The sequence below is a fragment of the Pseudoalteromonas sp. APC 3358 genome (assembly GCF_030408075.1).
Classification (GTDB): Bacteria; Pseudomonadota; Gammaproteobacteria; order Enterobacterales; family Alteromonadaceae; genus Pseudoalteromonas; species Pseudoalteromonas arctica.
Genome location: NZ_JASDCE010000002.1, coordinates 82,833 through 109,741 on the forward strand (window position 1 = coordinate 82,833; position 26,909 = coordinate 109,741).

The 26,909-nt window shown below is 38.9% G+C and carries 30 protein-coding genes and 1 other RNA gene; 17 read left to right on the plus strand and 14 right to left on the minus strand.

Features of this window, described 5'->3' with window-relative positions; translation table 11 throughout:
- Positions 1-14: 14 nt before the first annotated feature.
- From lptB to QL995_RS03065, 6 genes are read right to left on the minus strand one after another with little or no spacing between them, the layout of a single operon-like run.
- Positions 15-740 carry an LPS export ABC transporter ATP-binding protein gene (gene lptB, locus QL995_RS03040; protein ID WP_007580304.1) on the minus strand — a complete coding sequence of 242 codons (726 nt, stop codon included), beginning with the start codon at positions 738-740 and terminating at the stop codon, positions 15-17.
- Positions 737-1,282 carry a lipopolysaccharide transport periplasmic protein LptA gene (lptA, locus tag QL995_RS03045; protein ID WP_007580307.1) on the minus strand — a complete coding sequence of 182 codons (546 nt, stop codon included), beginning with the start codon at positions 1,280-1,282 and terminating at the stop codon, positions 737-739. Before lptA ends, lptB begins: the two co-directional genes overlap by 4 nt.
- A complete protein-coding gene (gene lptC, locus QL995_RS03050; protein ID WP_007580308.1) occupies positions 1,272-1,826 on the minus strand; it encodes an LPS export ABC transporter periplasmic protein LptC in 555 nt (184 codons plus the stop codon). The genes lptA and lptC overlap by 11 nt, the downstream gene beginning before the upstream one ends.
- A complete protein-coding gene (gene kdsC, locus QL995_RS03055) occupies positions 1,823-2,374 on the minus strand; it encodes a 3-deoxy-manno-octulosonate-8-phosphatase KdsC (protein WP_007580311.1) in 552 nt (183 codons plus the stop codon). Before kdsC ends, lptC begins: the two co-directional genes overlap by 4 nt.
- Positions 2,375-3,346, minus strand: a complete 972-nt coding sequence (locus tag QL995_RS03060; protein ID WP_024607452.1) for a KpsF/GutQ family sugar-phosphate isomerase — start codon at positions 3,344-3,346, stop codon at positions 2,375-2,377.
- A gap of 3 nt (positions 3,347-3,349) precedes the next feature.
- Entirely contained in the window at positions 3,350-4,318 is a 969-nt protein-coding gene (locus tag QL995_RS03065; RefSeq protein WP_024607453.1) for a calcium/sodium antiporter, read from the minus strand.
- Positions 4,319-4,573: 255 nt separating this feature from the next.
- Here QL995_RS03065 and QL995_RS03070 point away from each other — a divergent pair, with 255 nt between their 5' ends.
- From QL995_RS03070 to murA, 7 genes are read left to right on the plus strand one after another with little or no spacing between them, the layout of a single operon-like run.
- Positions 4,574-5,389, plus strand: a complete 816-nt coding sequence (locus QL995_RS03070) for an ATP-binding cassette domain-containing protein (RefSeq protein WP_076915496.1) — start codon at positions 4,574-4,576, stop codon at positions 5,387-5,389.
- Positions 5,389-6,168, plus strand: coding sequence for a lipid asymmetry maintenance ABC transporter permease subunit MlaE (gene mlaE / locus QL995_RS03075; RefSeq protein ID WP_002957949.1), 780 nt, complete (start codon positions 5,389-5,391; stop codon positions 6,166-6,168). The genes QL995_RS03070 and mlaE overlap by 1 nt, the downstream gene beginning before the upstream one ends.
- Before the next feature lie 13 nt (positions 6,169-6,181).
- On the plus strand, positions 6,182-6,730 hold the full coding sequence (gene mlaD, locus QL995_RS03080; protein WP_002957950.1) for an outer membrane lipid asymmetry maintenance protein MlaD: 549 nt from the start codon (positions 6,182-6,184) through the stop codon (positions 6,728-6,730).
- A 5-nt stretch (positions 6,731-6,735) separates the two neighbouring features.
- Complete coding sequence (locus tag QL995_RS03085) at positions 6,736-7,416, plus strand: ABC transporter substrate-binding protein (RefSeq protein WP_007580315.1); 681 nt, start codon at positions 6,736-6,738, stop codon at positions 7,414-7,416.
- Positions 7,409-7,702 (plus strand): STAS domain-containing protein, encoded by a 294-nt coding sequence (locus QL995_RS03090; protein ID WP_010554274.1) that lies wholly within the window; start codon positions 7,409-7,411, stop codon positions 7,700-7,702. The genes QL995_RS03085 and QL995_RS03090 overlap by 8 nt, the downstream gene beginning before the upstream one ends.
- Before the next feature lie 5 nt (positions 7,703-7,707).
- A complete protein-coding gene (locus QL995_RS03095) occupies positions 7,708-7,965 on the plus strand; it encodes a BolA family protein (protein WP_002957953.1) in 258 nt (85 codons plus the stop codon).
- A gap of 13 nt (positions 7,966-7,978) precedes the next feature.
- Entirely contained in the window at positions 7,979-9,238 is a 1,260-nt protein-coding gene (gene murA / locus QL995_RS03100) for a UDP-N-acetylglucosamine 1-carboxyvinyltransferase (RefSeq protein WP_007580318.1), read from the plus strand.
- A 100-nt stretch (positions 9,239-9,338) separates the two neighbouring features.
- Here murA and QL995_RS03105 read toward each other — a convergent pair whose 3' ends face one another.
- The 3 genes from QL995_RS03105 to QL995_RS03115 all read right to left on the minus strand — a co-directional run bounded on the left by QL995_RS03105 (position 9,339) and on the right by QL995_RS03115 (position 12,451).
- Positions 9,339-10,421, minus strand: a complete 1,083-nt coding sequence (locus QL995_RS03105; protein WP_007580320.1) for a trypsin-like peptidase domain-containing protein — start codon at positions 10,419-10,421, stop codon at positions 9,339-9,341.
- Between the two features lie 102 nt (positions 10,422-10,523).
- Positions 10,524-11,876 (minus strand): Do family serine endopeptidase, encoded by a 1,353-nt coding sequence (locus tag QL995_RS03110; RefSeq protein ID WP_010554276.1) that lies wholly within the window; start codon positions 11,874-11,876, stop codon positions 10,524-10,526.
- Positions 11,877-12,007: 131 nt separating this feature from the next.
- Positions 12,008-12,451, minus strand: a complete 444-nt coding sequence (locus tag QL995_RS03115) for a YhcB family protein (RefSeq protein ID WP_007580324.1) — start codon at positions 12,449-12,451, stop codon at positions 12,008-12,010.
- Positions 12,452-12,585: 134 nt separating this feature from the next.
- Here QL995_RS03115 and zapE point away from each other — a divergent pair, with 134 nt between their 5' ends.
- The 8 genes from zapE to QL995_RS03155 all read left to right on the plus strand — a co-directional run bounded on the left by zapE (position 12,586) and on the right by QL995_RS03155 (position 19,116).
- Positions 12,586-13,674, plus strand: a complete 1,089-nt coding sequence (gene zapE, locus QL995_RS03120; RefSeq protein WP_010554277.1) for a cell division protein ZapE — start codon at positions 12,586-12,588, stop codon at positions 13,672-13,674.
- A gap of 285 nt (positions 13,675-13,959) precedes the next feature.
- Positions 13,960-14,388: a 50S ribosomal protein L13 gene (gene rplM / locus QL995_RS03125; RefSeq protein ID WP_007378318.1), complete on the plus strand. Its 429-nt coding sequence runs from the start codon at positions 13,960-13,962 to the stop codon at positions 14,386-14,388.
- Between the two features lie 8 nt (positions 14,389-14,396).
- Positions 14,397-14,789 carry a 30S ribosomal protein S9 gene (gene rpsI, locus QL995_RS03130; RefSeq protein WP_024590200.1) on the plus strand — a complete coding sequence of 131 codons (393 nt, stop codon included), beginning with the start codon at positions 14,397-14,399 and terminating at the stop codon, positions 14,787-14,789.
- A 581-nt stretch (positions 14,790-15,370) separates the two neighbouring features.
- Positions 15,371-15,961 carry a ubiquinol-cytochrome c reductase iron-sulfur subunit gene (gene petA, locus QL995_RS03135; protein ID WP_007580333.1) on the plus strand — a complete coding sequence of 197 codons (591 nt, stop codon included), beginning with the start codon at positions 15,371-15,373 and terminating at the stop codon, positions 15,959-15,961.
- Positions 15,961-17,226 carry a cytochrome b N-terminal domain-containing protein gene (locus QL995_RS03140; RefSeq protein ID WP_007580335.1) on the plus strand — a complete coding sequence of 422 codons (1,266 nt, stop codon included), beginning with the start codon at positions 15,961-15,963 and terminating at the stop codon, positions 17,224-17,226. Before petA ends, QL995_RS03140 begins: the two co-directional genes overlap by 1 nt.
- Complete coding sequence (locus tag QL995_RS03145; RefSeq protein ID WP_007580337.1) at positions 17,223-17,972, plus strand: cytochrome c1; 750 nt, start codon at positions 17,223-17,225, stop codon at positions 17,970-17,972. The genes QL995_RS03140 and QL995_RS03145 overlap by 4 nt, the downstream gene beginning before the upstream one ends.
- Positions 17,973-18,052: 80 nt before the next feature.
- Positions 18,053-18,679 (plus strand): stringent starvation protein SspA, encoded by a 627-nt coding sequence (gene sspA, locus QL995_RS03150; protein ID WP_002957965.1) that lies wholly within the window; start codon positions 18,053-18,055, stop codon positions 18,677-18,679.
- Entirely contained in the window at positions 18,679-19,116 is a 438-nt protein-coding gene (locus QL995_RS03155) for a ClpXP protease specificity-enhancing factor (RefSeq protein WP_007580339.1), read from the plus strand. Before sspA ends, QL995_RS03155 begins: the two co-directional genes overlap by 1 nt.
- 59 nt (positions 19,117-19,175) lie before the next feature.
- Here the strand turns inward: QL995_RS03155 and dolP are convergent, their stop codons facing one another.
- From dolP to QL995_RS03175, 4 genes are read right to left on the minus strand one after another with little or no spacing between them, the layout of a single operon-like run.
- On the minus strand, positions 19,176-19,742 hold the full coding sequence (dolP, locus tag QL995_RS03160; RefSeq protein ID WP_007582867.1) for a division/outer membrane stress-associated lipid-binding lipoprotein: 567 nt from the start codon (positions 19,740-19,742) through the stop codon (positions 19,176-19,178).
- The gene (locus QL995_RS03165) at positions 19,735-20,328 is read right to left on the minus strand and encodes an SIS domain-containing protein (RefSeq protein WP_002957968.1); all 594 of its coding nucleotides are present in this window, start codon (positions 20,326-20,328) and stop codon (positions 19,735-19,737) included. The genes dolP and QL995_RS03165 overlap by 8 nt, the downstream gene beginning before the upstream one ends.
- Before the next feature lie 32 nt (positions 20,329-20,360).
- Complete coding sequence (locus tag QL995_RS03170; RefSeq protein ID WP_010554278.1) at positions 20,361-20,732, minus strand: YraN family protein; 372 nt, start codon at positions 20,730-20,732, stop codon at positions 20,361-20,363.
- Positions 20,733-20,751: 19 nt separating this feature from the next.
- Entirely contained in the window at positions 20,752-22,629 is a 1,878-nt protein-coding gene (locus tag QL995_RS03175; protein ID WP_007582872.1) for a penicillin-binding protein activator, read from the minus strand.
- 61 nt (positions 22,630-22,690) lie between these two features.
- Between QL995_RS03175 and rsmI the strand changes: the two genes are divergently transcribed.
- Both rsmI and rnpB read left to right on the plus strand, forming a co-directional pair.
- A complete protein-coding gene (gene rsmI / locus QL995_RS03180; protein WP_010554279.1) occupies positions 22,691-23,548 on the plus strand; it encodes a 16S rRNA (cytidine(1402)-2'-O)-methyltransferase in 858 nt (285 codons plus the stop codon).
- A 42-nt stretch (positions 23,549-23,590) separates the two neighbouring features.
- Positions 23,591-23,955: RNase P RNA component class A (gene rnpB, locus QL995_RS03185), an RNA gene on the plus strand.
- A 587-nt stretch (positions 23,956-24,542) separates the two neighbouring features.
- Here the strand turns inward: rnpB and QL995_RS03190 are convergent.
- A complete protein-coding gene (locus QL995_RS03190) occupies positions 24,543-26,756 on the minus strand; it encodes an AAA family ATPase (protein WP_290292689.1) in 2,214 nt (737 codons plus the stop codon).
- Positions 26,757-26,909 lie beyond the last annotated feature (153 nt).

Below are 26,909 nucleotides of genomic sequence, written 5' to 3' on the forward strand. Positions count from 1 at the left end.
ACATGGCGTAAATGTTACAGCCTAAATTGCTCGCCTAAGTAAACATCGCGTACTGTTTTATCATTTAATACGTGTTCTGGAGTACCTGATGCAATCAGCTCCCCATGAGAAACAATGTAGGCTTTTTCACAAACATCAAGGGTTTCTCTTACGTTATGATCGGTAATTAATACACCAATCCCACGATTTTTAAGATGTTCTATTATTTTCTTTATATCTAATACCGAAATCGGGTCAACACCTGCAAATGGTTCATCCAGTAATATAAATTTAGGATCTGCTGCCAGCGCACGTGCTATTTCAACACGACGACGTTCGCCACCCGACAATGCCATACCTTGGCTATCACGAATGTGTTGTATGCTAAATTCATCTAATAATTTATCGAGAGTGTCTTCTCTAGCTTGTTTATTTAACTCTTTGCGCGTTTCTAAAATGGCCATTAAGTTTTGATAAACAGTCAGCTTTCTGAATATTGAAGACTCTTGCGGTAAGTAGCCAATGCCTAATCTAGCACGACTATGCATAGGTAAAAGAGTAATATCGTTATCGTCTATCGATATTTTACCTTTGTCGCTAGGTACAAGTCCTACTATCATATAAAACGTGGTGGTTTTACCTGCGCCGTTAGGGCCAAGTAAGCCAACAATACTGCCAGCTTTGACTTCAAGGCCGACGTTTTTTACAACTTCACGGCCTTTATAGCTCTTTGCTAATAGCTCTGCTTTTAATGTGCTCATGGTTGACCTTTGTCGCTTTTTTTACTTTTTTTAGTCTCGATTGGTACTAAAATTGTGTGAACGCGGTCAGTTGAGTTTTCATCTTTTTCGGCACTGATTAGCTGCTGCTCTATATCGTAGGTAATGCTTTTAGCATTTATTTTTTGTCCCGCTTGCGATACTTGTGCATTACCAACAAGCGTTAAAAAACGCTTAGATACATCATAACGCACTTCGTCAGCACTGGCGCTCATAGTCGTGCCATCTGATTGCTTTTCTTCAAAGTGCGCAGGGCTACCTGTAGCAATTAATAATTGTTTATTATCACCAAGTTCATCGCGTTTATGTACTTCTAAGCGGTCGGCTGTGATACGGCGGTTACCGTGAATAATTTCAACGTTTTTCTCAAAAATCCCGACATTAGCTTTTAATTGACCTTCTTGCTTATCGGCGCTTATTGAAATTTGATTTGCAGTCGGTTGCGTGTTTTGCTCTGCAGCACTACTATTAAACGCTAGTATAAGTGTAGGAATAATAAGTGATTTTAATATTTTATTGGTCATAATATATGGTTCGCGTATGGTTAATTAGTTTTATCACTTCGGTTTTTAAGTCGGCTTCTAGGCCTTTACCAGTGATTTTTAAATTGGGTCCAGTGATGATAACGGGTTGCTCCGAACGCATTGTTAATAGCTTTATATCTACCTGAATATTATCAGCATTGATTTTGTCTATCATGGCGTTATCGGTTAAGTTTTTGGCAACCACATTGCCTTCTAAAATTAATTGTTTGTCTTCGTATAATGTTGCTTCGTCTGCATTTATTTGCCACGTTTGCTTTTCGTTATATAAAGTAAAAATAGGTTTTTCAAAAAACGTAAAACCTAATTGTTGATATAGCTCCATTTTAGCCGCAGTGACTTTGTGGCTAATTTTACCTTGTTCGTCATAGGCTGTTTGTTTGAGTTCAATGGCTATGTAATCAGGCTTGGCAATAACTTCAGGCTCAGTCTGAGGTACAATATTTGTTTGTGTAAAATAAGGGTACCAAAGCCAAACCATACAGCTAATGAATAAAACGCTTAATATTATGCGCGCTGCATTCATGAACTAGTGCCTTGTGTAGTCAATGCTTTACCATTTTCAAGCATAAGTAAGTCGGTGAGCTCTCTTACTGCACCAAAGCCGCCAGGCATTTGCGTTACATAGTGTGATAAACGTTTAATAAGTGGATGGGCATCATTTACTGCAACAGCAAAGCCGACTAATTCCATAACGGGCATGTCAGGACCATCATCACCGATATAAGCAATTTGTTCATCGCTAAGGTTGAGTTTGTCTTTTAATTCTTGATAGGCAATGAGCTTATTTTCTTGGCCTTGATAAATATGCTGTACGGTTAAGCTGCTCATACGTTGTTGCACTATTTGTGAATGACGACCAGTAATTACAGCAACTTCAAAGCCACTGTTTATAAGCGCTTTAATGCCAAAACCATCTTTTGTATTAAATGCTTTTAGCTCTTCACCTTGATTACCAAGGTAAATACGGCCATCAGAAAATACACCATCAATATCGCATATAAGTAGTTTTACTTTTTTAGCGCGTGCTTTTGCATCATCGCTCAGCGGTTGATAGAGTTCTTCAAATTGCATTTATAATACTCCTGCTTTTAATAGGTCTTGCATGTTTAATGCGCCAATAGGTTGGTTTTTCTCATTGACGACGATTAAGCCATTTATACGTTTGTGTTCCATAATATTAAGCGCTTCAGCAGCCAAAATATCTTGCGTAGCCGTTGTGCATGACTTAGTCATAACAACATCTATTTGTGTTGTATGAATATCAATTCTTTGCTCTAAAATACGACGCAAATCACCATCGGTAAATAATCCCACGAGCTGCTGATTTTCATCAACAATGGCTGTCATGCCTAGCCCTTTAGCAGACATTTCAATAAGGGCATCTTTAACTGTTTGTGAAACGCTAATAATAGGTGTATTTGCGCCGCTGTGCATAACATCTTTTAAAGTAAGTAATAAGCGCTTGCCTAAACTACCACCTGGGTGAGATAGCGCGAAGTCATCAGCTGTAAAGCCGCGAGCTTCTAATAATGCAACCGCCATGGCATCGCCCATCGCAAGCGTTGCAGTGGTACTTGATGTAGGAGCTAGACCCAATGAACAGGCTTCTTTTTCTACTTTAATACACACATGTACATTAGCAAGGGTCGCCATGGTTGATTGCGTATTGCCAGTCATCGATATCATTTTGGCACCAAGTCGTTTTAAAACCGGAATGATATTTAAAACTTCGCTGGTCTCCCCTGAATTAGAAATAAGCATAACCACGTCATTTTTAGTGATCATCCCTAAATCACCATGACTTGCTTCACCAGGGTGAACAAAAAATGCTGGACTGCCAGTGCTTGCAAGGGTTGCCGCTATTTTATTGCCAATATGACCTGATTTACCCATACCAATGACAATAATACGGCCTTCGCAGTCGTACATTAATTGGCACGCGTTATGAAAGTTTTCATCTACATATTGTGCAATATCACTAAGTGCTTGGCGTTCAACATCTAAAACGCGAAGGCCTTGTTCAATAAAATTTAGCGTTGCCATCATTTACCCTACTTGACTAAAAATATACCCTTGGTAACCCAAAAACGCTATTAGCAATAAGCCGCCTTCTACTCTATTGATACGTTGGGTGCCTCTAAAGTTCAATGACATAATAATAAGAGCAAGTGTTGCGCCAATCATAATTAATACGTCTCGGCTTACTAATGATGGGTCAATGGCAGAAGGGTTAATAATACCGGCAAGTGGTAATACCGCTAGAATATTAAATATGTTTGAGCCAACAATATTACCTAGTGCTAAATCATCTTCATTTTTAAGTACACCTGCAACCGAAGCGGCAAGTTCAGGCAAACTAGTACCGATGGCAATAATTGTTAAGCCAATGACTAAGTCGCTTAAGCCGAAGTATTTAGCAATATCGACAGCCGAACCTATTAAAAAATGAGAGCTAACAGGTAGGAGTATCATGCCGACAACTAACCAAAATACCGCTTTTTTCGTAGGTACATCGTTTGGTACATCGTCGCAGGCTTCTGACACAAATGGATCATCTTGGTTTTTTGCACGCATAGATACAATAATTAACCCACCGATGAATACGATAAAGCCAACCAAAAGTGCAACACCTTCATTAAATGAAAAGTAGTTATCTGAGAACACATACCAAGTAGCTAAAGATACGAGCATCACTAATGGCATTTCACGTTTTAATGTACTTGATGAAACTGAAAGAGGGCGAAATAGAGCAGTGATACCTAACACAAGTAAAATGTTTGTAATATTAGAGCCAACAGCATTGCCAACCGCTGTGTCGGTTTTGTTAGCTAGAGCGGCAGAGGCTGAAACCATCATTTCAGGTGCTGAAGAGCCCATAGCTACCACGGTTAAACCAACAATAAGTGTAGGTACACCAAAGTTTTTAGCAAGAGCCGCAGCGCCATAAACAAACCTGTCTGCACTCCAAACAAGAGCTGCAAAACCAAGAATTAAAATAACAAACGAGGTAACCATTGTGTTAAGCCAGTTATACAAAATACGGATGGCGCGAATAGTAACAAAAGCCAAGATGAAAGTATAAATAAAAGAGTAAGGTCAACTACGTAACAATGCTGCTTTTAAACAGCTAATTTAAAAATTTAAGCCGGGGTTAAGCTGTTTTGAGCGAGTCTTATAATCCTTTTCATGGGTGTATTACAAAATCTTACGAATTGTTTTTTCCATCTTTGACAAAAAAGCTTTAAAATAGGTGCACTAGTGAACATTTTTATGGAGAGCGACTTGTCGCAATCAATAGTAGAAGTCAAGGATGTTAGCTTTTCGAGAGGCAATAGAACTATATATAAAAATATGAGTTTTAGCGTTCCTAAAGGTAAAATTACTGCGATCATGGGGCCAAGCGGAATTGGCAAAACCACTATGTTGCGTTTAATTGGTGGTCAGCTTAAACCAGATTCAGGTGATATTTTATTTGAAGGTGGCAGCATTCCTAAAATGTCTCGTAAAGAGTTATACGAAGCACGTACTAAAATGAGCATGCTTTTTCAAAGTGGTGCGCTGTTTACTGATATGTCGGTATTTGACAATATTGCGTTTCCTATAAGAGAGCACACAAAGCTAAGTGAAGACCTTATCCGATTAGTTGTATTAATGAAATTGCAAGCGGTTGGGCTACGTGGCGCTAAAGATTTAATGCCCTCTGAGTTATCGGGCGGTATGGCAAGACGTGCTGCACTTGCGCGCGCTATAGCACTTGATCCAGAGCTAATCATGTACGATGAACCATTTGCAGGACAAGATCCTATTTCGATGGGCGTATTGGTTAAGCTAATTAAGTCGCTTAACGAAGTATTGGGTTTATCGTCTTTAATTGTTACACACGATGTGACAGAGGTAATGAGTATTGCCGATCACGTTATAATTATCGCCGATCAAGGTGTAATTGGTTGTGGTACTCCTGATGAAATGCGCAATCATGAATCTCCTTTAGTTCAACAGTTTTTAAAAGGCTTGTCGGATGGTCCAGTACCATTTCATTTTCCGGCTCAAGCTTATGCAGATGAACTGCTTGGAGAAAAAGCATAATGTTGGATTTATTTCAAAAGCTAGGGCATAAAACGCTAGGACGTTTTGCGGCTCTTGGCCGTTCGGCTTATATGCTATTTAGTGCGCTTGCGCATGTTCCTAATTTTAAAAAAGGCACACCGTTACTTGTTCGCCAGCTTTATATGGTGGGTTCGCAATCGTTGCTGATTATTATGGTGTCGGGTTTGTTTATCGGCATGGTGTTGGCTCTACAAGGTTACACCGTATTAGTTGGTTATGGTGCTGAGGATAGTTTAGGGCCGTTAGTGGCACTGAGTTTATTGCGAGAACTGGGCCCGGTTGTTACTGCATTACTATTTGCAGGACGCGCAGGTAGCGCATTGACTGCTGAAATTGGCTTAATGAAAGCAACAGAGCAACTTTCATCACTTGAGATGATGGCAATCGATCCGCTAAAACGTATTATTGCACCGCGCTTTTGGGCGGGTTTTATAAGCATGCCATTGCTTGCATTGATATTTTCAGCCGTAGCAATCATAGGCGCTCATTTAGTGGGTGTAGATTGGCTGGGGGTTGATACAGGTAGTTTTTGGTCAATCATGCAATCACAAGTGTCGTTTCAGCAAGACATACTAAACGGTATTATTAAGAGTTTTGTATTTGCCATAGTGGTGACCTGGATTGCGCTTTATAAAGGATATGACTGTGTGCCGACCTCAGAAGGGATCAGCAAAGCAACCACCGAAACGGTTGTTCATTCGTCATTAGCAGTTTTAGGTTTTGACTTTATTTTGACAGCGGTAATGTTTACCAGCTAATAGGGTATAGATAATGAATTCACGGAAATTAGAAATTTTAGTTGGTTTTTTTGTAGCACTTGGCATTTTAGCTTTTGCGATGCTCGCACTTAAAGTTGCCAATTCAGGTATTAGTGGCTCTGGCGAAACATATACGCTTAATGCCAAGTTTGAAAACATTGGCTCATTAAAAGCACGTGCACCAGTAAAAGTAGGTGGTGTTGTAATTGGTCGTGTTGAATCAATTTATGTTCACCCACAAGAATTTTTACCAGTGGTAAACATGACCATTGATGCACAGTATTTATGTCGTTTTTCAGACACAAGCTCAATCTCTATTTTAACGTCGGGTATTTTAGGTGAGCAGTACTTAGGTATTCACCCTGTCATTTCTCCAGATTCGGCTAAACAACGTTGTTTAGGCGAAACAGTGACTGAAAACAAGCAAGATGAAGCAATTGACGATTTGTTTGGTGTGGAAAGTAAAGCACTAGGTGATGGCGATTCAATTACTGACACTAAGTCTGCCATTGTACTTGAAGAATTAATCGGGCAGTTTTTATTCAACCAAGGTAGTGAGTAATTATTATGTTGAAAAAGTTTTTAGCTATTGTAGCAATTGGCACAATGACGCTAACTCAAAGCGTAAGTGCAGCAGATGTAAAATTAATCGATCCAAATAAAATGGTACGCCAAGTTGCTGATAATACATTTGCACGTATTAAAAAAGATCAGCCATTAATTGTTAAAAATCAAGAGCATCTTCGCGTAATCGTTGAAGAAGAATTAATGCCTTATATCGACTACAAATATGCAGCACTTCGCGTACTAGGTAGTGAAGTATCTAAAGTACGTGCAATTACCGACGAAGCTGAAAAAGCCAAAGCAATTAAAGAAATTCAACGCTTTATTGGTGTGTTTAGAGAGTATTTAGTTGCTACTTATGCAGGTGTATTCACTCAATATACAAACCAGAAAGTTGAGTTTGGTGCAGAACAAGCATTTAAAGGCAAAGATGTCGTTGTCGTTAAAACTAAAATTATTGAAGATGGTAAACCTGATATCAGAATCGATTTTAAAGTACGCGAAGACCGTGACGGTGAATGGCGCGCGTACGATATGATTGCTGAAGGTATTAGTTTACTAGATGCAAAACAAAGTGAGCTACAAGGTATTTTGCGTCAGCAAGGTATTGATAATGTAAGTAACCTTTTAGAGCAAAAGAGTCAGCTACCAGTTCAGTTTAGAGGCAGTAACTCGAATGACTAAATTGGCAATAAGCCAAGTTGATGGACAACATTTTCGAGTAAACGGTGAGCTTACTCGAAATTCAATTGGCGATGAACAGCTTCTGAACAACAAGCTATTAACCAAGCATAAAATCATCTATTTCGACCTAAGTGGTGTATCTAGGGTTGACACAGCGGGCTTAGCTTGGTTAATTCACTCTTTTGCAGAATTAAAGCAGCAAGGCATTCGCCTTGAATTGCAAAACCTACCTGAGCAATTGCAAAATTTAATGCAATTGGGTCAGGTTACAACCCTATTTGAGTGAGAGTTATGGAAACTAGCCAAGTCGAAACATTATTACGCGAAGAACTTCAATTAGCTGAAGTACATGTAAAAGCCAATGGTAGTCATTATGAAGTTGTTGCAGTAGGTGAATGCTTTGACGGTTTAAGCCGAGTTAAAAAGCAGCAGCTAGTTTATGGCCCATTAATGAATACAATTTCAGATGGCACAATTCACGCAGTATCTATTCGTGCATTTACTCCTGTAGAGTGGAAGCGTGAACAAAAATTTATTTTACCGCAATAAATAGGGCCTCTTAATGGATCAATTTGTAATTCAAGGTGGTACTTCACTTGCTGGTGAAGTGACTATTTCTGGCGCTAAAAATGCCGCACTTCCTATTTTGTTTGCTTCATTATTAGCTGATGGAAAAAGTACATTTACTAATGTACCGCGCCTTCGCGATATAGTGACCACTGAAGCCTTATTAAAAACTCTAGGCGCTGATGTTAATTGGCACGGCGATACGCTAGTGATTGACGGCGCAACGGTTAATAAAACATTAGCGCCATACGACTTAGTTAAGCAAATGCGTGCTTCAGTACTTGCATTAGGCCCTTTAGTTGCTCGTTTTGGTGAAGCTCAAGTGTCTTTACCTGGTGGGTGTGCTATTGGTGCTCGCCCTGTTGATATACATATTCAAGGTTTGGAGCGCATGGGCGCACAAATAAACGTTGAAAATGGTTATATTAATGCCAAGGTAAACGGTCGCTTAAAAGGCGCTGAAATCTTTATGGAAATGGTAAGCGTAGGCGCTACCGAAAATCTATTGATGGCAGCAGCCCTCGCTGATGGTAAAACCATACTTGATAATGCTGCACGCGAGCCCGAAATAATTGATTTAGCTAACTGCTTAATTGCTATGGGCGCTAAAATTACGGGTGCAGGCACCAGCCGCATTGAAGTTGAAGGCGTTGAGCGTTTAGCAGGATGCGAGCACAGCATTTTACCAGACAGAATAGAAACAGGTACATTTTTAGTCGCTGCAGCAATGGCAGGCGGTGAAGTACTTTGTAAAAACACTGACTTTCATTCTCTTGAGCCTGTGATTGAAAAGTTACGCGCAACAAATGCACATCTAGAAGTGCATAACGACAGTATTTATCTTGATATGCGCGGCCGAGAACTGAGAGCCGTGAATATTAAAACAGCTCCACACCCAGGTTTCCCTACGGATATGCAAGCTCAGTTTACAGCATTAAATGTAGTAGCGAATGGTAGTGCGACTATTACAGAAACGATTTTTGAAAACCGTTTTATGCATGTACCAGAGTTGCAGCGTATGGGTGCTAATATTCGTTTAGAGGGGCATACCGCAATTTGTGGTGAGACTGAGAGCTTAACGGGCGCGCAAGTGATGGCAACCGACCTGCGGGCTTCAGCTAGCTTAATCTTAACGGGTATAGTGGCACAGGGTGAAACGGTTGTTGACCGTATTTATCACGTTGATAGAGGCTATCAGCGCATTGAAGATAAGCTAAGTGCGTTGGGTGCAAATATTAAACGTCGAAGTAGTTAAGTAGATATTTAACTAGCTAAGCTATTTTAAAAAGGTCGGACACGCAAATTGCTATCCGACCTTTTTATTGACGATGTATGAAAGTTGGTATTATTTTTTATTAAAGCTTTGTTTCAAGCTCAGCTACCACCACCATGATTTTTTCTATTTTACCATTCCGGTAAAGCTCAAATTCTATTTCTTTACCTGGTTCTGTATTACCTATTTCTTCCAGCACTTTTTGTGGATTTGCTACCGAAAGCCCTGCAATTTTAATAACAATATCTTGCTCTTCAATGCCCGCTTGCCATGCTGGTCCCAAAGGGTCTAAATTAGTAATACGCATGCCAGTAACTGGGGTTAGGCTGTCGTTCACTTCCTTGCCGGTACTATCTACTGCTGTGCCTTCAAAGCCTAAATAGCCGCGCACAACGCGACCATGACGAATGAGCTTACCCATTACTTTTTTAGCAAGTGAGTAAGGAACCGCAAAGAATATTCCTTGAATATTCAAGTTCTCACGCGTTTTAAACTGCGCAGAAGTAATGCCAACTAAATCACCATTGGAGTTAACTAATGCGCCGCCAGAGTTGCCCACATTAATAGCCGCATCCATTTGCAATAAGTTATTGTACGGACTGTCTGTAATTTTTTGCTTACCCGTTGCGCTAATAATGCCTTGCGTGATTGTTTGGCCTAAATTAAGCGGGTTACCTATGGCAAGTACAACATCGCCTACACTGGATACATAGCTATCATTTACAGGAATTACCGGGAGGTGATCTGCATTGATTTTAAGTAAGGCTAGATCAGTAATAGTATCAAAACCAATTAGCTGTACATCAAAAAAGCGTCTGCCATCGGTTAGAATAACCATAATTTGATCTGCATTATTAACAACATGGTAGTTGGTAAGAATGTAACCGTCTTGCGACATGATGACGCCAGAGCCTAGTTCTTGTACCGTGTTTTTTCTTTTATAACGAGGTTCTTTGGAAATACTTTCTGAAAAAATAGTAACCACAGAAGGAGCTGCTCGTTTAACTGCATCAGAAAAACTCAGGTGACTCGAACTCATTGCGCTTGGTAGGGGAACATTTGGAAGTAAAGCCGCTCGCATATTAGGGCTGAAAAAAACCACTAAAAAAGCAATACTTAGGCCTGCAAATAAAGGGGGAAGAATAAATTTTATTAGTTTCAGCACGATTTTCTTATTATGTAAGTGAGCAATCTCTTTATGATGACATAAAAAAAATAACAGCGGCAAGTGCCACTGTTATTTTTATTACATTAATAGTGCTATTTATTACTGAATTAAAATAAATATAGACTCACGACCACGTTGCACGCCAAGTACTATATTACCTTTTGTACTGTCGATGATTTTATTCATGTCGCGAATTGTTTCTACTCGTTGACGATTCACTTGCATAATAATATCGCCTTCTTCAAGGCCAACACGGGCAGACGGTGAGCGAGGATCTACAGAAGTAACCTCAACACCTTTATTACTGTTTTTTTGTACATTTTCAAGTGTCGCACCTTGAAATGCAGGATGGAGTTCTTCACCGGTCGCTGTAACACCTGATGCACCATCAAGGGTTACTTTCACTGTTTTAATTTTACCATCGCGGTAAATGCCTAGTTTTATCTCACGGCCTTCACCTAGCGTAGCAATTTTACTACGTAGTTCATGGAAGCCACTAATGTCGCCACCGTTTATGCTAACAATAACGTCACCAGCTTCAATTCCAGCCTTACTTGCGGCAGTGTCGTCCATTACTTGCATTACATAAGCACCTTGTTTGACATCAAGTTGCTGTGCTTTTGCAAGTCCAGCATCAAGTGGACGACCAGAAATGCCTAACGAGCCTCGACGCACTTCACCATGTTCAATAATTTGATCGACTAGATTTTTCATCATATTAGATGGAATCGCAAAACCAATGCCCACGTTGCCGCCAGAAGCACCTAAAATAGCGGTATTAATACCAATCAACTCACCATTGAGGTTAACTAAAGCACCGCCAGAATTACCTTGGTTAATAGCTGCGTCGGTTTGAATGAAATCTTCGTAGCCCTCAATGTTTAAACCACTTCGACCAAGGGCACTAACAATACCAGAGGTAACTGTATGGCTAAGGCCAAACGGGTTACCAATCGCAACCGCAAAGTCGCCCACTCGTAAATTATCTGAGTTAGCGAGTTTGATTTCGGTTAAGTCATCAGCGTCTATTTGTAAAAGAGCGATGTCTGATTCTGTGTCAGTACCAATTTTAGTTGCTTCAAATTCACGGCCATCTTCGAGAGTAACTACCATTTTTTCGGCGTCTTGGATTACGTGGTTATTAGTCACTACATAGCCCTCATCAGCATCAATAATGACCCCAGAACCTAATCCACTAAATTGGCGTTTTTGACTGCGAGGCTGCTGTTGTCCAAAAAAGTATTCGAGAGGATCTGCACGGCGGCGTACTTCTTTAGAGCCTGAAACTTGAATACTTACAACACCAGGAGATATTTTCTCTAGCATGGGGGCAAGAGTGGGTAGTTGTTGACCATTTACTGCAATTGGCATTTTTGCATAAGACGCTACAGGGCTCATTAATAAGCTTGTAGATAAAATAGCTGCGCTGATAAGTGATAATTTCATTTTCATAGTCAGGGGTAACTCCACTTAAGATAAAGCAAAAACAAAAAGGGCTACTTTAAAAGCAGCCCTTTTTGGTTTATTAAGATAAAATAACAAAGCTGTTATATCTAAAGACTATGGGGTCTAAAAAAAGTTCATCAAGATACTTTAGAATGTTCTGAAACTTTATTTTGACCAGCAAATAAACCAGATTCACCCGATACATAATCAGCTGGTTGTGCTGCGGCTGAAGAACGATCTGAACGACGCTCTTTTAAAGACGCTTGTAGTTGTTCTGTTGTTTCTTTAGAAAAATAAGGTTCTGCTGGTGCTTTATTTCTATCTTCTAGAAGAAGTTGGTTTGTTTCTTCAACGTGACTAAGCAGTTGATCATAGTTTTCTTTCATTTTATTTACGAGCTTGCCAGTATTCGCTAAATGATCAGCTACATCTTGACGATACTGCTCTAACGCATTTTCAGCTTGCTCTGCCTGCTCTTTTAATTCATCTTGTTTGAATTGTTTTTTAGTAACAAATGCGCCAATAAAAAATGCTACAACAGCAGCAATAACAATTAAACCTACCCACATAACTGTGCCCATAAAAACTACCCCTTTGGGAAAATAACTAACGAATGCCGATTCAATTATAAATCATACTAAGTGTAATATACCCCGAGTTATGATGCGTGTTAATATGCTTTGCAAATTAAACTGTGTTTTAACTGTAAATAGATATGACTCCTTGGCAAACATACCAACAAGACTTAAAGCGAGATGACTTTGTACACGACGCAGCACAAGAAAATGCTGTGCGCCATTTACAACGTCTATACGATGACCTAACTCAGGCAAAGCCAAAACAAAAAGGTTTTTTTGCTAAGTTATTTAGTAAAGATGAACCTGCGCCTATAAAAGGTTTGTACTTTTGGGGTGGAGTAGGGCGTGGTAAAACTTATTTAGTTGACACTTTTTACGAATCACTACCGGGCACACGTAAAATGCGCGTGCACTTTCATCGATTTATGCACCGAGTGCATAATGAGCTTAAAAAACTAAACAATACGGCTAATCCATTAGAAAAAATAGCCGACACTTTCAAAGCAGAAACAGACATAATTTGTTTTGATGAGTTTTTTGTTCAAGACATTACCGATGCTATGTTGCTAGGTGGCTTAATGGAAGCGCTATTTGCACGGGGTATAGTACTTGTTGCTACATCTAATATAGTGCCTGATGAGCTTTACAGAAATGGCTTGCAGCGTGCCCGCTTTGTCCCTGCTATAGAACTGGTTAAGCTCAATACAGAAATAGTTAATGTAGACTCAGGTATTGATTATCGGTTGCGTACCTTAGAGCAAGCCGAAATTTTTCATAGTCCGTTAGATAAAGAAGCGGATAAAAACTTATTTGAATACTTCGATAAGCTATCGTCAGAGCCTGGACAATTAGATGAGCCGATAGAGATAGAAGGTCGTTTAATCAAAACGCGAAAAGTAGCTAAATGCGTGGTGATGTTTGAGTTTAGTGAATTATGCGAAACAGCGCGTAGTCAGGTTGATTACATGGAGATTAGCCGCTTATATAATACGGTGATTATTTCTAACGTAAAACAGCTTGGGCAAACTAATGATGATGCCGCTAGACGCTTTATTGCTTTAGTGGATGAATTTTACGAGCGCCATGTAACTTTAATTATATCGGCTGAAAAACCTATTACCGAACTTTATACCCAAGGTAATTTAAACTTTGAATTTAAGCGCTGTATAAGCCGTTTGCAAGAAATGCAGTCTCTAGAGTATTTAGCTAGAGAGCATTTGGTTTAAATTAGTAGGTAAAAGTGTAATAGGTTAGCCATTAAAAGTAAGAGGTGCATATATAGTACTTCTTATTTCTAAAATTTCTTGTGGAAAAAACAACCGGCGAGTAGCAATGTGTTTTAAGTGCTGGTATACTCCCGCGTCTGCCACGTTGCGTTCTATGCCCTCATATAGTCTAGCCACTTGTGAGCGGCGCAAAAGTCTAAAACTCGAAGGGGTTATAGCAAACTTAGAGCAGTAGTTAATATTAACTACTTGTGGTTTTAATTGAAAAACATTGGATTTTTATAAATGAAAACGTTTGTTGCTAAACCAGAAACAGTAAAACGTGACTGGTACGTAGTTGACGCTGAAGGTAAAACTTTAGGTCGCATCGCTACTGAAATCGCTCATCGCCTACGCGGTAAGCATAAAGTTGAATATACACCGCACGTAGATACTGGTGATTATATCATCGTTATCAACGCTGAAAAAGTTACTGTAACTGGTAACAAATTCAAAAACAAAGTGTACTATTCACACTCTGGTTTTCCAGGTGGTCTTAAGTCTACTACTTTTGATAAACTTCAAGCTGCAAAGCCTGAAATGATCATCGAGAAGGCTGTTAAGGGCATGTTGCCACGTGGTCCTTTAGGCCGCGCTATGTACCGTAAACTTAAAGTTTACACAGGTACTGAGCACAACCATGCTGCACAACAGCCTCAGGTTCTAGACATTTAAGGAGCACCATCATGGCAAATCAATACTACGGTACAGGTCGTCGTAAAAGTTCAAGTGCTCGCGTATTCTTACGCCCAGGCACTGGTAACATCGTAATCAACAAACGCTCTCTAGAAGAGTATTTTGGTCGCGAAACAGCACGCATGGTTGTTCATCAAGCTCTTGAGCTAGTTGATATGACTGAAAAATTTGACCTTTACATCACCGTTTCTGGTGGTGGTACAACTGGTCAAGCTGGTGCTATCCGTCATGGTATCACTCGTGCACTTATGGAGTTTGACGAATCATTACGTTCACAACTTCGTAAAGCAGGTTTTGTTACACGTGATGCACGTAAAGTTGAACGTAAGAAAGTGGGTCTTAAGAAAGCGCGTAAGCGTCCACAGTTCTCAAAACGTTAATCTATACGTTATCAAGAATTCAAAAACCCAGCTTATGCTGGGTTTTTTGTTTTCAAATCAAAATGTTTACATTTGCAACTTAATATAAAGTTATTTATATCGACGGTGATACTGGGTGATTGCAGCAATTAATGATGATCAAATTGATTAATAACTGCGTATTAATCAAACGAAAGTTAAAAAACACTCAGATAGCTGCAAAAAAGTTAAATAATTATCGTAATTAGTTTAAATCCATCAGTTAATTGGTGGAATTTTTTGCTACAATTGGCATTGAAGTAAAATGAGTGAGTTTAACCGCACTATGTACAGTTTTTTACTGTTTCCTCTTAGTGGTGTTGATCTTGGTCAGTATATTGTTTTTACAGAAGCGTTATTATAGTCGTTCGGCTTTATTCTCGAGCTTACTTAATCAAATTTTGATCAAGTTAGTTTTATTCGAGCATAGGGCTTTGAATAACCTTGTTTTAATCAAGGGTTTTAATTATGATCGCTTCTATTTTAAAAATTCGAATAATTAACCTGCTGTAACTGATGTTCTCAATATAGCAAGTGTTGAGAATCATAGTGGAGATAAGTGGATGAGCAATGCGCCTGTAGACAATGGCCGACGTCGCTTTTTAACCATAGCTACCTCTGTTGTAGGTGGTGTTGGTGCGGCTGGGGCTGCTGTTCCTTTTATTGCGTCTTGGAATCCAAGTGAGCGAGCTAAATCTGCGGGTGCGCCTGTAGAAGTAGATATCAGCAAACTTGAACCGGGACAATTAATACGTGTCGAGTGGCGTGGTAAACCTGTATGGGTTGTATCACGGACCCCAAAAATGCTTGAGCAAATGAAAGAACATGAAGGTCAACTTCGTGATCCGCATTCGCAAGAGCCACAACAATTAGAATCATCAACAAATGATTACCGTTCATTACGTCCAGAAATCTTTCTGGCTGTAGGTATTTGTACGCATTTAGGGTGTTCACCTGGCTTTTTCCAAGGTAACTTTAGTGAGAAAGTTGAAGGAACCGATGATGGCTTCTATTGCCCATGTCATGGTTCTAAATTTGATATGGCTGGCCGTGTATTTCAATCGGTACCTGCTCCATTAAACTTAGAGATACCACCTTATACTTTTCTTGATGAGACCACTATTTTAGTGGGCGAAGAAAAAGGGGCAGCCTAATGTTTGGTAAGATTATTGGTTGGATAGACGACCGTATCCCAATGACACGTGTTTGGAACATGCATATTGCACAGTATCCAGCACCTAAAAACTTTAACTTCTGGTACTTTTTTGGCTCATTAGCCATGTTGGTACTAGTAAACCAAATCCTAACGGGTATTTGGTTAACGATGAACTTTGTTCCGTCTTCTGAAGGCGCATTCGCTTCAGTAGAATACATCATGCGTGATGTAGAATATGGCTGGTTATTACGTTACTTGCACTCAACCGGTGCATCAGCGTTTTTCATTGTTGTATATATGCATATGTTCCGTGGCATGATCTACGGTTCTTATCAAAAACCACGTGAGTTACTGTGGTTATTTGGTATGTTTATTTTCTTAGCGCTAATGGCTGAAGCATTCATGGGGTATTTATTACCATGGGGGCAAATGTCGTTCTGGGGTGCACAGGTAATCATCTCCTTATTCGGGGCTATTCCGGTTATTGGTGATGACTTAACACTTTGGATCCGTGGTGACTATGTAATATCAGGTGCAACGCTTAACCGCTTCTTTGCATTACATGTAATTGCACTACCACTGGTTATTGTAATCTTAGTTTTCTTACACATTGTTGCTCTACACGAAGTGGGTTCAAATAACCCTGAAGGTATTGAGATTAAACGTAAGAAAGGCTCAGTAGCTGAAGAAGATAAGCCTAAATTTAAATTTCATGAGTATTACACTGACAAGAAAGATATTGTTGATGCGATACCGTTCCACCCTTACTACACAGTTAAAGATATTGTGGGTGTGGTTGGTTTCTTAATATTGTTCTGTTGGGTTGTTTTCTTTATGCCAGCGATGAATGGCTTCTTTTTAGAAGGTCCAAACTTCGAGGCAGCTAACCCACTTAAAACACCTGAGCATATTTTCCCGGTTTGGTACTTTACGCCATTCTATGCAATCTTACGTGCAATCCCTGATAAGTTAATCGGTGTTGCGGCGATGGGTGCATCGATTGTGGTACTTGCGTTACTACCTTGGGTAGACCGTGGTAGAGTTAAATCGGTTCGTTACCGTTGTGGTTTCCATAAATGGAACATTGCAGGTTTTGTTGTAACTTTCGTTCTTCTAGGTTGGGTGGGTGCAACTCCACAAACTGATATGAAAACGATTATTTCTCAAATCTGTACTGTGACTTACTTTATGTTCTTCGTACTGTTGTTTGTATACAGTAAGAACGAAAAAACTAAGCCATTGCCAGAGAGGTTAACGAAATGATGAAGAAGCTTATTATTGGTTTATTTGCTTTATCAGTAAACTTGTTGCCGAACATGGTTATGGCAGCGGGTCCATCGGTTCCTTTAATGGAAGCGAACAACGACCTTACTGATCAACCATCTTTACAACGCGGTGCAAAGTTGTTCATGAACTACTGTCTTGGTTGTCACCAAATGCAGTATCAACGTTATGAACGTACTTTTCGTGATATCGGTATCCCAACAGAGGTTGGTTTAGAACAGTTGATTTTTGACGGTTCTAAAGTTGGTAGTCATATTACTAACGCGATTACAAAAGACGATGCAGCAAAATGGTTTGGTGCGGCTCCGCCGGATTTAACTCTAATTGCTCGTGTAAAATCACCAGATTATATTTACACGTACTTAAAATCGTTTTATAAAGATGAATCTCGCCCGTTTGGGGTTAACAACATTGTTTTCCCATCGGTAGGTATGCCTCACGTTCTTCAAGAACTACAAGGTTTACCAACACCTATCACTAAAGAAGTACAAGAGCATGGTCACACTGTGACTAAAGTTATTGCTACTGAAACAGATGGTACGGGCGAATTAAGCATAGATGAATACGACCAAGCGGCTCGTGATTTAACAAACTTCCTTGAGTACGTGGGTGAACCTTCACGTCTTGAATCGGAAGCGCTAGGTATTAAGGTAATAGGATTTTTAATTATCCTGTTTATCTTGGCATTTATGCTTAAGAAAGAATACTGGAGAGATGTTCATTAGGTTGAACATTTTTAAAGGTAATTTTGCAATAGGGGCTTAAGCCCCTTTTGCTGTTTTAGTTATTTAATGGAGGTATAGGCATGGCCGTAGCTGCCAATAAGCGCCCTGTAATGACCCTTTTTTCTGGTGCTAACTGTATGTATAGCCACCAAGTACGTATTGTACTTGCGGAAAAAGGTGTAAGTGTAGATATTCATTTGGCTGAAAAAGATAACTTGCCAGAAGCACTTCACGAAATTAACCCTTACGGTACAGTGCCAACACTGATTGACCGTGAGCTTGGTTTATATCAGGCAAACATCATCATGGAATACCTTGATGAACGTTTTCCTCATCCTCCACTAATGCCTGTTTACCCGGTAATGCGTGGTCGTAGCCGCTTAATGATGCATCGTATTGATACTGATTGGTACAGCCTAGCTGATAAAATCAGTAACAACACGTCAGACGCTGCTCAAGCTCGTAAAGAGCTAACAGAAGCATTGCTTGCTGTAGCACCTATTTTTAGCGAAGCACCTTACTTTATGAGTGAAGAGTTTAGCTTAGTAGACTGTTATTTAGCTCCACTATTATGGCGTTTACCAGAGTTTGGTATTGAGCTTAATGGTGCAGGTTCTAAAGAGCTTAAAGAGTACATGATCCGTTTATTTGAACGTGAGTCATTCCAAGCCTCTTTAACTGAAGCTGAGCGTGAGATCCGTTTATAATGACGCCTAATCGTCCTTATTTATTACGTGCTTTTTTTGATTGGATAGTCGATAACGAGTGTACACCGCATTTAGTGGTAGACGCTGGATTTGCAAATGTACAAGTGCCAACACAATTTGTTCAAGACGGACAAATTGTTTTAAACATAAGTCCATCAGCGGTCACACAGTTTTCGTTAGACTTAACCCAACTTAGCTTCAGTGCGCGCTTTGGTGGTCAGCCAATGCAAGTGTATGTACCTCTAGGTGCTGTGCTTGCAATATACGCGCGTGAAAATGGCGAAGGAACAGTCTTTACCGCAGATGAGTTTTTAGAGGACGAAGACGATTTTGTGCCAGAGCTTGAAAGTGTTGATTCATCAGCTGAGTTTATTGATGAAACACCACCAGAAAAGCCTGAGAAGAAAAAAGGCTCTCATTTACGCGTTATTAAATAATAAGTAAATGCCAAAAAAAACCGCTGAATAAGCGGTTTTTTTATGTCTGTATTTTGTGTTTACAAGTATTCAAATACTTTAATTACACGCTCTACGCCAGAAACATTGCGGGCAATATTTACAGCTTGAGTTGACTCAGAGTCAGATACTAAGCCCATTAAAAAAACTTCAGCATTTTCTGTCACTACTTTAATGTTATTACTGCTAATGTCTTTTGCTGTTAGTAGCTGGGCTTTTACTTTAGAAGTTAGCCAAGAGTCGTGAGTTTGTGTAGTAATGCCAGTATTTGAGCCAATACGAATTTGGTTATGTATTTTACGAATACCTGAAACGCCCTCAATGGTGCGCTGCGCTTCGTTTCTCATTTCTTCGTTAGATACTTGGCCAACAAGTAAAACAATACCGTTAACGCTTACAGCGCTTATATTGGCAAACTTTTCAAGACGTTCTACTTCGCTAAGTGCAATACTGGCTTTTATTTCAATGTTGTTATCGTCAATTTGAGAGCCAATAGTACGGCGGTCGTTCGCTGCAGTTACTGCACTGGCTGTACCTGCAACAACAGCGGCTGCGCAGCCTTGCAGTAATACAACAGTACCTAAAACAATAAGAGAGCGTTTAAACATAATTTTCATCCTGAGGGAAAAGCGTTAAATCAACAAGTTCGCTTAAACAATGTAAGTTAACTAAATGGGATTCGATAATGCGGCTAGGGCGTTTAGATGGCGATCTAATTTCAACATCGTTAGGGCCAAGTAGGCCTACCAACTCGCCACCATCATCACCAACCATAACTATGACCTTCATATCTTTAGTTAGTGCAGCTTCAACGGCAGAAATAACATGTTTTTCGTTACCGTTTATAGCCAGTACAAGCAATAAATCACCTTGTTGGGCAAAAGCGCGGACTTGGCGAGCAAATGTATCGTGATCGTCCACTTGAGTACTTTGCCCCAGATTAACGTTTTCTTGCGATAGAGCAATTGCAGGTAAGCAGGGACGTTCGGTTTCATAATGATTAACCAACACACCCGCCATATGCTGAGCGAGCATGTGGCAATTTGCAGTACCGCAGCAAATGAGTTTATTTCCGTTGATCAGACTTTGTGCAATAGTAAATGCAGCTGACTCAAGCGCACTAGGTAGCACTTCACCAGCAGCGATTTGAACTTGAATGCTTTCTGTAAAAATTTCTTTAATTGTGTCTTGCATAGCCTACCAATAATTTATCTTTGTATTTGCGTTTAAAATACATTTTTAAGCCAATTAATATTAGGAGATGCTTCTCCTGTAATGGCTACATAATCAATTCTTAGAGCTTGGTTAGTTAAATTTTTAGCTGCTAAGTAATGATAAATACTACGTTTTAATCGAGCTTGTTTTTGTGGACTAAGCGCATAGTTGGCACCGCCACGAGCATTATTTTTGCGAAACTTAACCTCAACGAATACAAGGGTATCGCCTTCTTTCATAATGACATCAAGCTCACCAAAGGGGCAGTAATAATTACGCTCAATGGGTGTTAGCCCTTGAGTAACTAAGTATTTTTGCGCTTCAAGCTCATAATACTGGCCTTTTTCGCGACTATTGTGCCACAGCTCTTTAAACCACGACATGCCGCCCCCTTAATTAAATTTAATTGATAGTTTGTATGTCACCCGCTGATTGCATAAACAATGGTACAGGGCGTTGTGTTTCTAATTGCACAGGCTTAATGCGACGGTTTGTATATTGAGCCCAGTCGAGCGTGCGTTCTATATGGCCGCTGGTATTAACAGATAACTTACCGCTTAAACCACTATATTGATTGCCTGGCATTACGCTTAACTGCCTGATGTCATGTAATATTGATACAGCATCGTACGCCATTGCAAATAAGCGTTGGCTAATATCTACTTGCTCTGGCCATAATGAATCATACTGCTGGCGTAAGTTATGTTGTTTAATTTGCGAATCGAGCATCCACGGCAATTCAGTGAAGTATAGGCCGTCTAAGTCGCCTTTGTCAGTACTGTCAATTTGTTTACTATGACTTTTAGAGCTGGCATAAAGAGGAATACGATCTGCAAATGTACTTACGTTTACATCAAGGTAAGGTTTAATTAAGCGTGTTTCTATTGCATCACCCAAAATATAAATAACGTCTATATCACTACGCGAACGGGTTTCGTTTTCTACTTCCTGTTTAAATAGTGCTTTAATCGTTTTTATGCGCTCTTTTGATTTATCAACTTCTAACAAGCTGGTAATTGTATTAGGCATATCTTTTTTATCGTTATAAAAACCTATTTGCGGCTTGGTTTCGCTATAGCGTTGCCACTGTAAGTTAAAGTAATCAACCAAGCGTTGGCCATTTGCGTTATTTGGTGCAAGCAACATAGGTTTTTGATAGCCCTTAGTTAAAAAGTGTTCTAAGGCTTGTTGTACTTCGTGCTCAGGGTTTAGTGCAAAGTAATAATGCTGAAGCGAAATTCGCTCACCATCAAAGGTGTTTAAATGCAGTACCGGAGTATCAATAAGAGTTTGCGCATTAGCTAGTTTATCAATATTTGCTTTAAGTAGAGGACCAATTACAAAGTCAGGCTTTATTTCTTCAAGTTGCGCTGCAATTTCTTCTGTACTTAGGTTTTCATCAATAAAAATAGTGTCGTTGATATTTTGCGTATCAAGTGCAGCTAATACGCCAGCTTTAAGGGCATCACCTAAACGTTCGTTAGGGCCCGATTGTGGAAACAGCACAACTAAGCGCTCTATATTGATAGGAGCAAGTTCAGTAAGCATTTCATCTTGTTCAGGTAATACAGTAAAAGCCGGATGCCCAATATAGCGTCTGCGCCAATTGTTGATCGCTTGATCTAACTCTACGCCACTACTTGCATATACTTGATGATATAACGCTAGGTTAGCCCACCCTTGCTGAATAACCGAACCACGGTTAAAGCGTTCAAGCGCGTAAGAAGAAAGTTGCTTTAAGTTATCCCACAAATTTTGATTAAGTTGAGGGATTTCTATATTATTTTTTGTTGCTGTTTCAGAGGCTCTAAAAAAGTAGGGGGCAGCTTTTTTAGGAAAATTTTGCGATGCGTAAATGCTGGCCGTTAAAAACTGATGCCAAGCAAAATGCTCAGGTTGAGTCAGTTGTCCGTCTAGCGACTGTAAAATAACCAAAGCTTGATCATTTTTATTCTGTTGTTTTTGTGCAAATGCAATATAAAGACGGTTCTGGATTTGATCAACACTTGCGGTTAATTCAAGCTCATTCCCAATTATCTCTAATAAAGGCCAGTTTTGCTCACTAATTGCGGCATCACGGGCGCTATACAATAACTGTATTTTATCGGCACCTTGGCGGTTTTGCGCCAATTGGTAGATAGATTGCGCACTGGTTGCCTGATTTTGCAGTGCATTAGTGCGGTTACTTACGTTATCGCTGTTTTTAGTTGGTTTTTCGGTTGTGCTACACGCCGATAACCCTGACAATATAATTAATAGACTAACTAGTTTAAGTCGCACAATGATTTCCCAATACGTTAACGCGATTTGCTTATATTACTGACTGACGCAGGAGACCTCAATGTTAAATGAGGAGAATTCACAGAAAATTGGCACTCTTTACATTGTTGCCACCCCAATTGGCAATTATGACGACTTGAGTCACCGTGCCATTGCGACATTATCGCAAGTTGACTTAATAGCTGCTGAAGACACTCGCCATACCGGCAAGCTACTTAGCCACTTTGGAATTAAGGCAAAAACGTTTGCATTACACGACCACAACGAAAAGCAAAAAGCACAACAAATTATTGATCAACTTAATCAAGGTTTAAATATTGCTTTAGTATCTGACGCTGGTACACCACTAATTAGTGATCCAGGCTACGCTGTTGTAAATCTGTGTCGTGAACAAGGTGCTCATGTTACACCTGTTCCAGGTGCATGTGCTGCAATTACAGCCGTATGTTGTTCAGGCTTACCAACTGACCGCTTTCAGTTTATTGGTTTTACGCCAGCTAAAAGCAAAGCTCGCCAAGACTTTTTTACCGAAGCTGTTAACTCAGGCATTACCAGCATAATGTACGAAAGTACGCACCGTATTATGGCAAGCCTTGATGATTTAGCACTAGCCCTTGGTGATGAGCAGCAAGTTGTGTTTGCTAAAGAGCTAACCAAAACCTTTGAAACATTTTTTAATGGTAGTGTAAGTGAGCTTAAACAGTTTTTAACTGATGATCCTACCAAGCAGCGCGGCGAAATAGTGCTTATGCTTCCGGGCAAACCAAAGCAAATAGACGATGTTCCGCCTGAAGCGCGCAAAATGCTGGCACTGCTTGAAAGTGAAATGCCAATGAAAAAGGCCTGTGGTGTGGTTGCAGAATACTTTGGTATGAAGAAAAACGCTCTATACAAAACAATTATTGAAGAAAAAGAGTAAATTTTACTGCGCTTGGTATTAGCCTCATGTATACTGCGCGCCGAGTCAGCCAAGATGATCGCTGCCTGTGACGAAAATGATCAGGGGGAGGAAAGTCCGGGCTCCATAGGGCAGAGTGCCAGCTAACGGCTGGGGGGCGTGAGCCCACGACAAGTGCAGCAGAGAGGAGACCGCCAATTTTCGGATTGGTAAGGGTGAAAGGGTGCGGTAAGAGCGCACCGGGCCGCTAGTAATAGTCGGTTGCAAGGTAAACTCCACTCGGAGCAAGACCAAATAGGGTTCCTTATGGCGTGGCCCACGTTGGAACCGGGTAGGTTGCTTGAGCCATAGAGCGATTTATGGCCTAGACGAATGATTATCACTTTCTTCGGAAAGGACAAAACCCGGCTTATACGGCTGACTCACTCATTCAATAAAAAGCCCGCAGTTAACACTGCGGGTTTTTTTGTGTTTAAAAATTAAGATAAGCGATTAGTTTTTGGCTATCTGTTTGCAGTACTCGTTAGAATTTCAGCAAAGAGTGATAACCGGGCAGTGAGAAATTATGATGTATGAAGTTAAGATTCGTCCCCATTGGCTTTGGTGAACTTTTAGGGGGTTCAAATCAGCATATTTCAAAAATGGAATTGGGTAAAACTAGAATTTTCGCTGCACAATTAGCAGATTATTATAATGTCAGTATTTCGTATTTTTGTATTTAGTATTAAAGATTGTTTTTTTGAATACTAGCTCTGGTAACCTATTGTAAAATCTTATATAATTTTTTTGGGTTACCGCGCACTTAACCGCAATGATGCAATCAATTTACCGCTTGTAAAAGGGTTTGCAGGAGTTGTCAGTGGCTAGCACTGTCGTAGATATACGAGGTTACTAGCATGATAGTTAAAACTGTTTTAGTTAGAAAATATCAGCGCTTTCGTCTAGGGAAGTGGGAAGATGTTTCACAACATCTTCGTTCACTACCTAGATAATGAGCGTTAGCGGTAGCCCACTACTACACTTCAACAGTTTCTTCCTCAATTAGAGTAGCAGGATTATCAATTCCCATCATTTGATAATAATGATCTGAATATCCAGTATTTTCAAAAACTTGTTTGAACTTCTCAATGTATTTTTCAACATCAATCCCTTCAAAGTCATTTATGTTTATTGAATCAGAATGTGATTCCCTATTAATATATCTAAATAAAGGCTTAAATTCTGACGAAGTTTTCCCTAAATCTTCCAATGTCTTCTTCAGAGCATCTTTCTTATGAATAAAGGTGAAGTAATGTTCAAGAATGTTTCTCATAGCATTTGGTAACATATTTGCGTAACTATGACTCTCTGAGCAATCTTTTATTATTTGCCAATATGTTTGATAGTCATTTTGAATTTCATTTCTTTGAAGGTCTTTAACTTTACTAAAATCTGATTTAGTAATTCTATGTAATTTATAAGGGACTGCGCGATTGCTAGGCGCTTTAAGCATTAATAATTCATGAAAGAAAAATAAATTATGAGTAAGAATAAATATTTGCTTAAAATTAGCTAGCAAGACTTTATGATGAATCAATGTTGCTATATCGTAAATGTAGTTATGAGAAAGACTTGAGATCGGATCATCTATTACAATGATCCTTCTATTAAGTATAACTGTAGATTCTTGATCTGTCGCACCGGCACAACTTTCTAGAAAATATAAGAAAGTTATTAAAGTCTTTTCACCTTCACTTAAAGTATTATAAACATCTTCATCAGCTTCGCTTTCTCGCACAATTTTATAATGTTGTGAGTCTTCTGACGCTTTTTCAAGTTGAAAACCTTGTAAGCCTAATTCTTTAAGCTGACTATTAATATTTTTTATTGAAAGATCTATATTGGTAATTTTTTTACTATTTTCGATAATAATATTATCTTGCTCTCTTTTATCTTTGTTTTTATTTTTATAATTTTCTCTTAGTTGTTCTACCTCTAGATTTAAAGATTTTGTTTTATCAATAGTAGCTTCTATTAAAGCAGCATATTCTAAATTTAATAATGACCAAAATTTTCTGTTTATGTTGGTTAAATGAATATTTTTATTTTTAATTTTGTCATTGAAAGTATCTACTTCGGATTGAATCTTCATAATGACATTATTTAAATTATCAATAAGCTCAGTAGTATCTAACAGTTTTATCACTTCACTAGGTTTAGTGTATTTATCGTTAATCAAAGACAGGTTATCTTTTAAGCACGTCAATAAAAGTAATTTTGTGGTACTAAACTCAGAATTATCAACAACGTACTCTGCTAAAAATGCGCCATTAACTAAATTAGACTCAAGAATCGAAATAGAGTTTTCATATACATTTTTTAAATTAAGAATTTCTTCCTTTTTAGATTGGTAAGTCGTATCAAACAATTGATTTATTGCAGTAGAAAAATCAGCTTCTAGTTCTTGTTGGCAAAATGGACAAGGTTCATCATCATTTAGATACTTCATACCAGATTGAACCCAATCTGAATTACCAAGTTTCTCGACTAACTCAGCTAAATAGGAGTCTTCCGATCCTACTATTCTAGATTTAAAAATCTGCTCATTTTCTATATAACTTCCGCTAAAAGAAATGGTTTGAATGCTCTCCCTTGGTGTACCATCTTGTTCATTTAATTCTTTAGCTTCAGCTTTAAGATCTTTTATAGTTGAATCACAGGAAGATTGGCTATCTTTTATCTTTTGAAGAAATTTATCCTTAGTCTTAAATCCTGCTAAACAAAACTCAAGCTCTGTTCGCTCATACTTGGATTTAGATTTCCAAACTGCCTCTTTTAAAGTACTTTCTTCATTCGTAATTTCTTTATTCTTTTTGTTTGCATTTATTTCAATTTCACTTTGAGAATCTTCAAGTTTTTTTATAGCATATTCAGCTTTTTCAATAGCTTCTTCCGCATCTTTGTTAGCTTCACTTAAAGTGAAAATACCTTTTTGCTGCGGTATTTCATAAAAATTATCCCGAACAAAATTTTGATTATAAACAATTATTTCATGTTCAACATTGCTTGGAGAAATTTCACAATGTTGATAGACAGGATCAGTTTTAGATTGTAAAAAATTACCTAAGGTAGATTTTCCTGAACCATTTAATCCATAAAATAGATTTACTTTTTTATTATCTGTATTAACAATGACAGGGGTTGTAGGCGAGTAACTAGCCACATCCATTAGCTTTATTGAGGTGATCACTTTATAAATCCTTTTTTATTTTTGATTAAATAATAATTATTACATTGTCAGATTACTTCACTACATTGATTAAATGCACTTTTATATCAAATTATTGTTATATTTTTTTAATAACTAAAATTTACACTGTTTATTTGTTTATCATAAAAAGTA

What these genes read in the sequence shown, in the direction of transcription:
- QL995_RS03145 (WP_007580337.1), top strand. Translation starts at nt 17,223, where the DNA reads ATGATGAAGAAGCTTATTATTGGTTTATTTGCTTTATCAGTAAACTTG.
- QL995_RS03110 (WP_010554276.1), bottom strand. Translation starts at nt 11,876, where the DNA reads ATGAAAATGAAATTATCACTTATCAGCGCAGCTATTTTATCTACAAGC.
- rplM (WP_007378318.1), top strand. Translation starts at nt 13,960, where the DNA reads ATGAAAACGTTTGTTGCTAAACCAGAAACAGTAAAACGTGACTGGTAC.
- rsmI (WP_010554279.1), top strand. Translation starts at nt 22,691, where the DNA reads ATGTTAAATGAGGAGAATTCACAGAAAATTGGCACTCTTTACATTGTT.
- lptC (WP_007580308.1), bottom strand. Translation starts at nt 1,826, where the DNA reads ATGAATGCAGCGCGCATAATATTAAGCGTTTTATTCATTAGCTGTATG.
- QL995_RS03115 (WP_007580324.1), bottom strand. Translation starts at nt 12,451, where the DNA reads ATGGGCACAGTTATGTGGGTAGGTTTAATTGTTATTGCTGCTGTTGTA.
- QL995_RS03170 (WP_010554278.1), bottom strand. Translation starts at nt 20,732, where the DNA reads ATGTCGTGGTTTAAAGAGCTGTGGCACAATAGTCGCGAAAAAGGCCAG.
- sspA (WP_002957965.1), top strand. Translation starts at nt 18,053, where the DNA reads ATGGCCGTAGCTGCCAATAAGCGCCCTGTAATGACCCTTTTTTCTGGT.
- QL995_RS03065 (WP_024607453.1), bottom strand. Translation starts at nt 4,318, where the DNA reads ATGGTTACCTCGTTTGTTATTTTAATTCTTGGTTTTGCAGCTCTTGTT.
- kdsC (WP_007580311.1), bottom strand. Translation starts at nt 2,374, where the DNA reads ATGCAATTTGAAGAACTCTATCAACCGCTGAGCGATGATGCAAAAGCA.
- lptB (WP_007580304.1), bottom strand. Translation starts at nt 740, where the DNA reads ATGAGCACATTAAAAGCAGAGCTATTAGCAAAGAGCTATAAAGGCCGT.
- QL995_RS03060 (WP_024607452.1), bottom strand. Translation starts at nt 3,346, where the DNA reads ATGGCAACGCTAAATTTTATTGAACAAGGCCTTCGCGTTTTAGATGTT.
- QL995_RS03140 (WP_007580335.1), top strand. Translation starts at nt 15,961, where the DNA reads ATGTTTGGTAAGATTATTGGTTGGATAGACGACCGTATCCCAATGACA.
- QL995_RS03165 (WP_002957968.1), bottom strand. Translation starts at nt 20,328, where the DNA reads ATGCAAGACACAATTAAAGAAATTTTTACAGAAAGCATTCAAGTTCAA.
- zapE (WP_010554277.1), top strand. Translation starts at nt 12,586, where the DNA reads ATGACTCCTTGGCAAACATACCAACAAGACTTAAAGCGAGATGACTTT.
- QL995_RS03090 (WP_010554274.1), top strand. Translation starts at nt 7,409, where the DNA reads ATGACTAAATTGGCAATAAGCCAAGTTGATGGACAACATTTTCGAGTA.
- mlaD (WP_002957950.1), top strand. Translation starts at nt 6,182, where the DNA reads ATGAATTCACGGAAATTAGAAATTTTAGTTGGTTTTTTTGTAGCACTT.
- dolP (WP_007582867.1), bottom strand. Translation starts at nt 19,742, where the DNA reads ATGTTTAAACGCTCTCTTATTGTTTTAGGTACTGTTGTATTACTGCAA.
- QL995_RS03155 (WP_007580339.1), top strand. Translation starts at nt 18,679, where the DNA reads ATGACGCCTAATCGTCCTTATTTATTACGTGCTTTTTTTGATTGGATA.
- QL995_RS03095 (WP_002957953.1), top strand. Translation starts at nt 7,708, where the DNA reads ATGGAAACTAGCCAAGTCGAAACATTATTACGCGAAGAACTTCAATTA.
- lptA (WP_007580307.1), bottom strand. Translation starts at nt 1,282, where the DNA reads ATGACCAATAAAATATTAAAATCACTTATTATTCCTACACTTATACTA.
- murA (WP_007580318.1), top strand. Translation starts at nt 7,979, where the DNA reads ATGGATCAATTTGTAATTCAAGGTGGTACTTCACTTGCTGGTGAAGTG.
- petA (WP_007580333.1), top strand. Translation starts at nt 15,371, where the DNA reads ATGAGCAATGCGCCTGTAGACAATGGCCGACGTCGCTTTTTAACCATA.
- QL995_RS03085 (WP_007580315.1), top strand. Translation starts at nt 6,736, where the DNA reads ATGTTGAAAAAGTTTTTAGCTATTGTAGCAATTGGCACAATGACGCTA.
- mlaE (WP_002957949.1), top strand. Translation starts at nt 5,389, where the DNA reads ATGTTGGATTTATTTCAAAAGCTAGGGCATAAAACGCTAGGACGTTTT.
- QL995_RS03070 (WP_076915496.1), top strand. Translation starts at nt 4,574, where the DNA reads ATGGAGAGCGACTTGTCGCAATCAATAGTAGAAGTCAAGGATGTTAGC.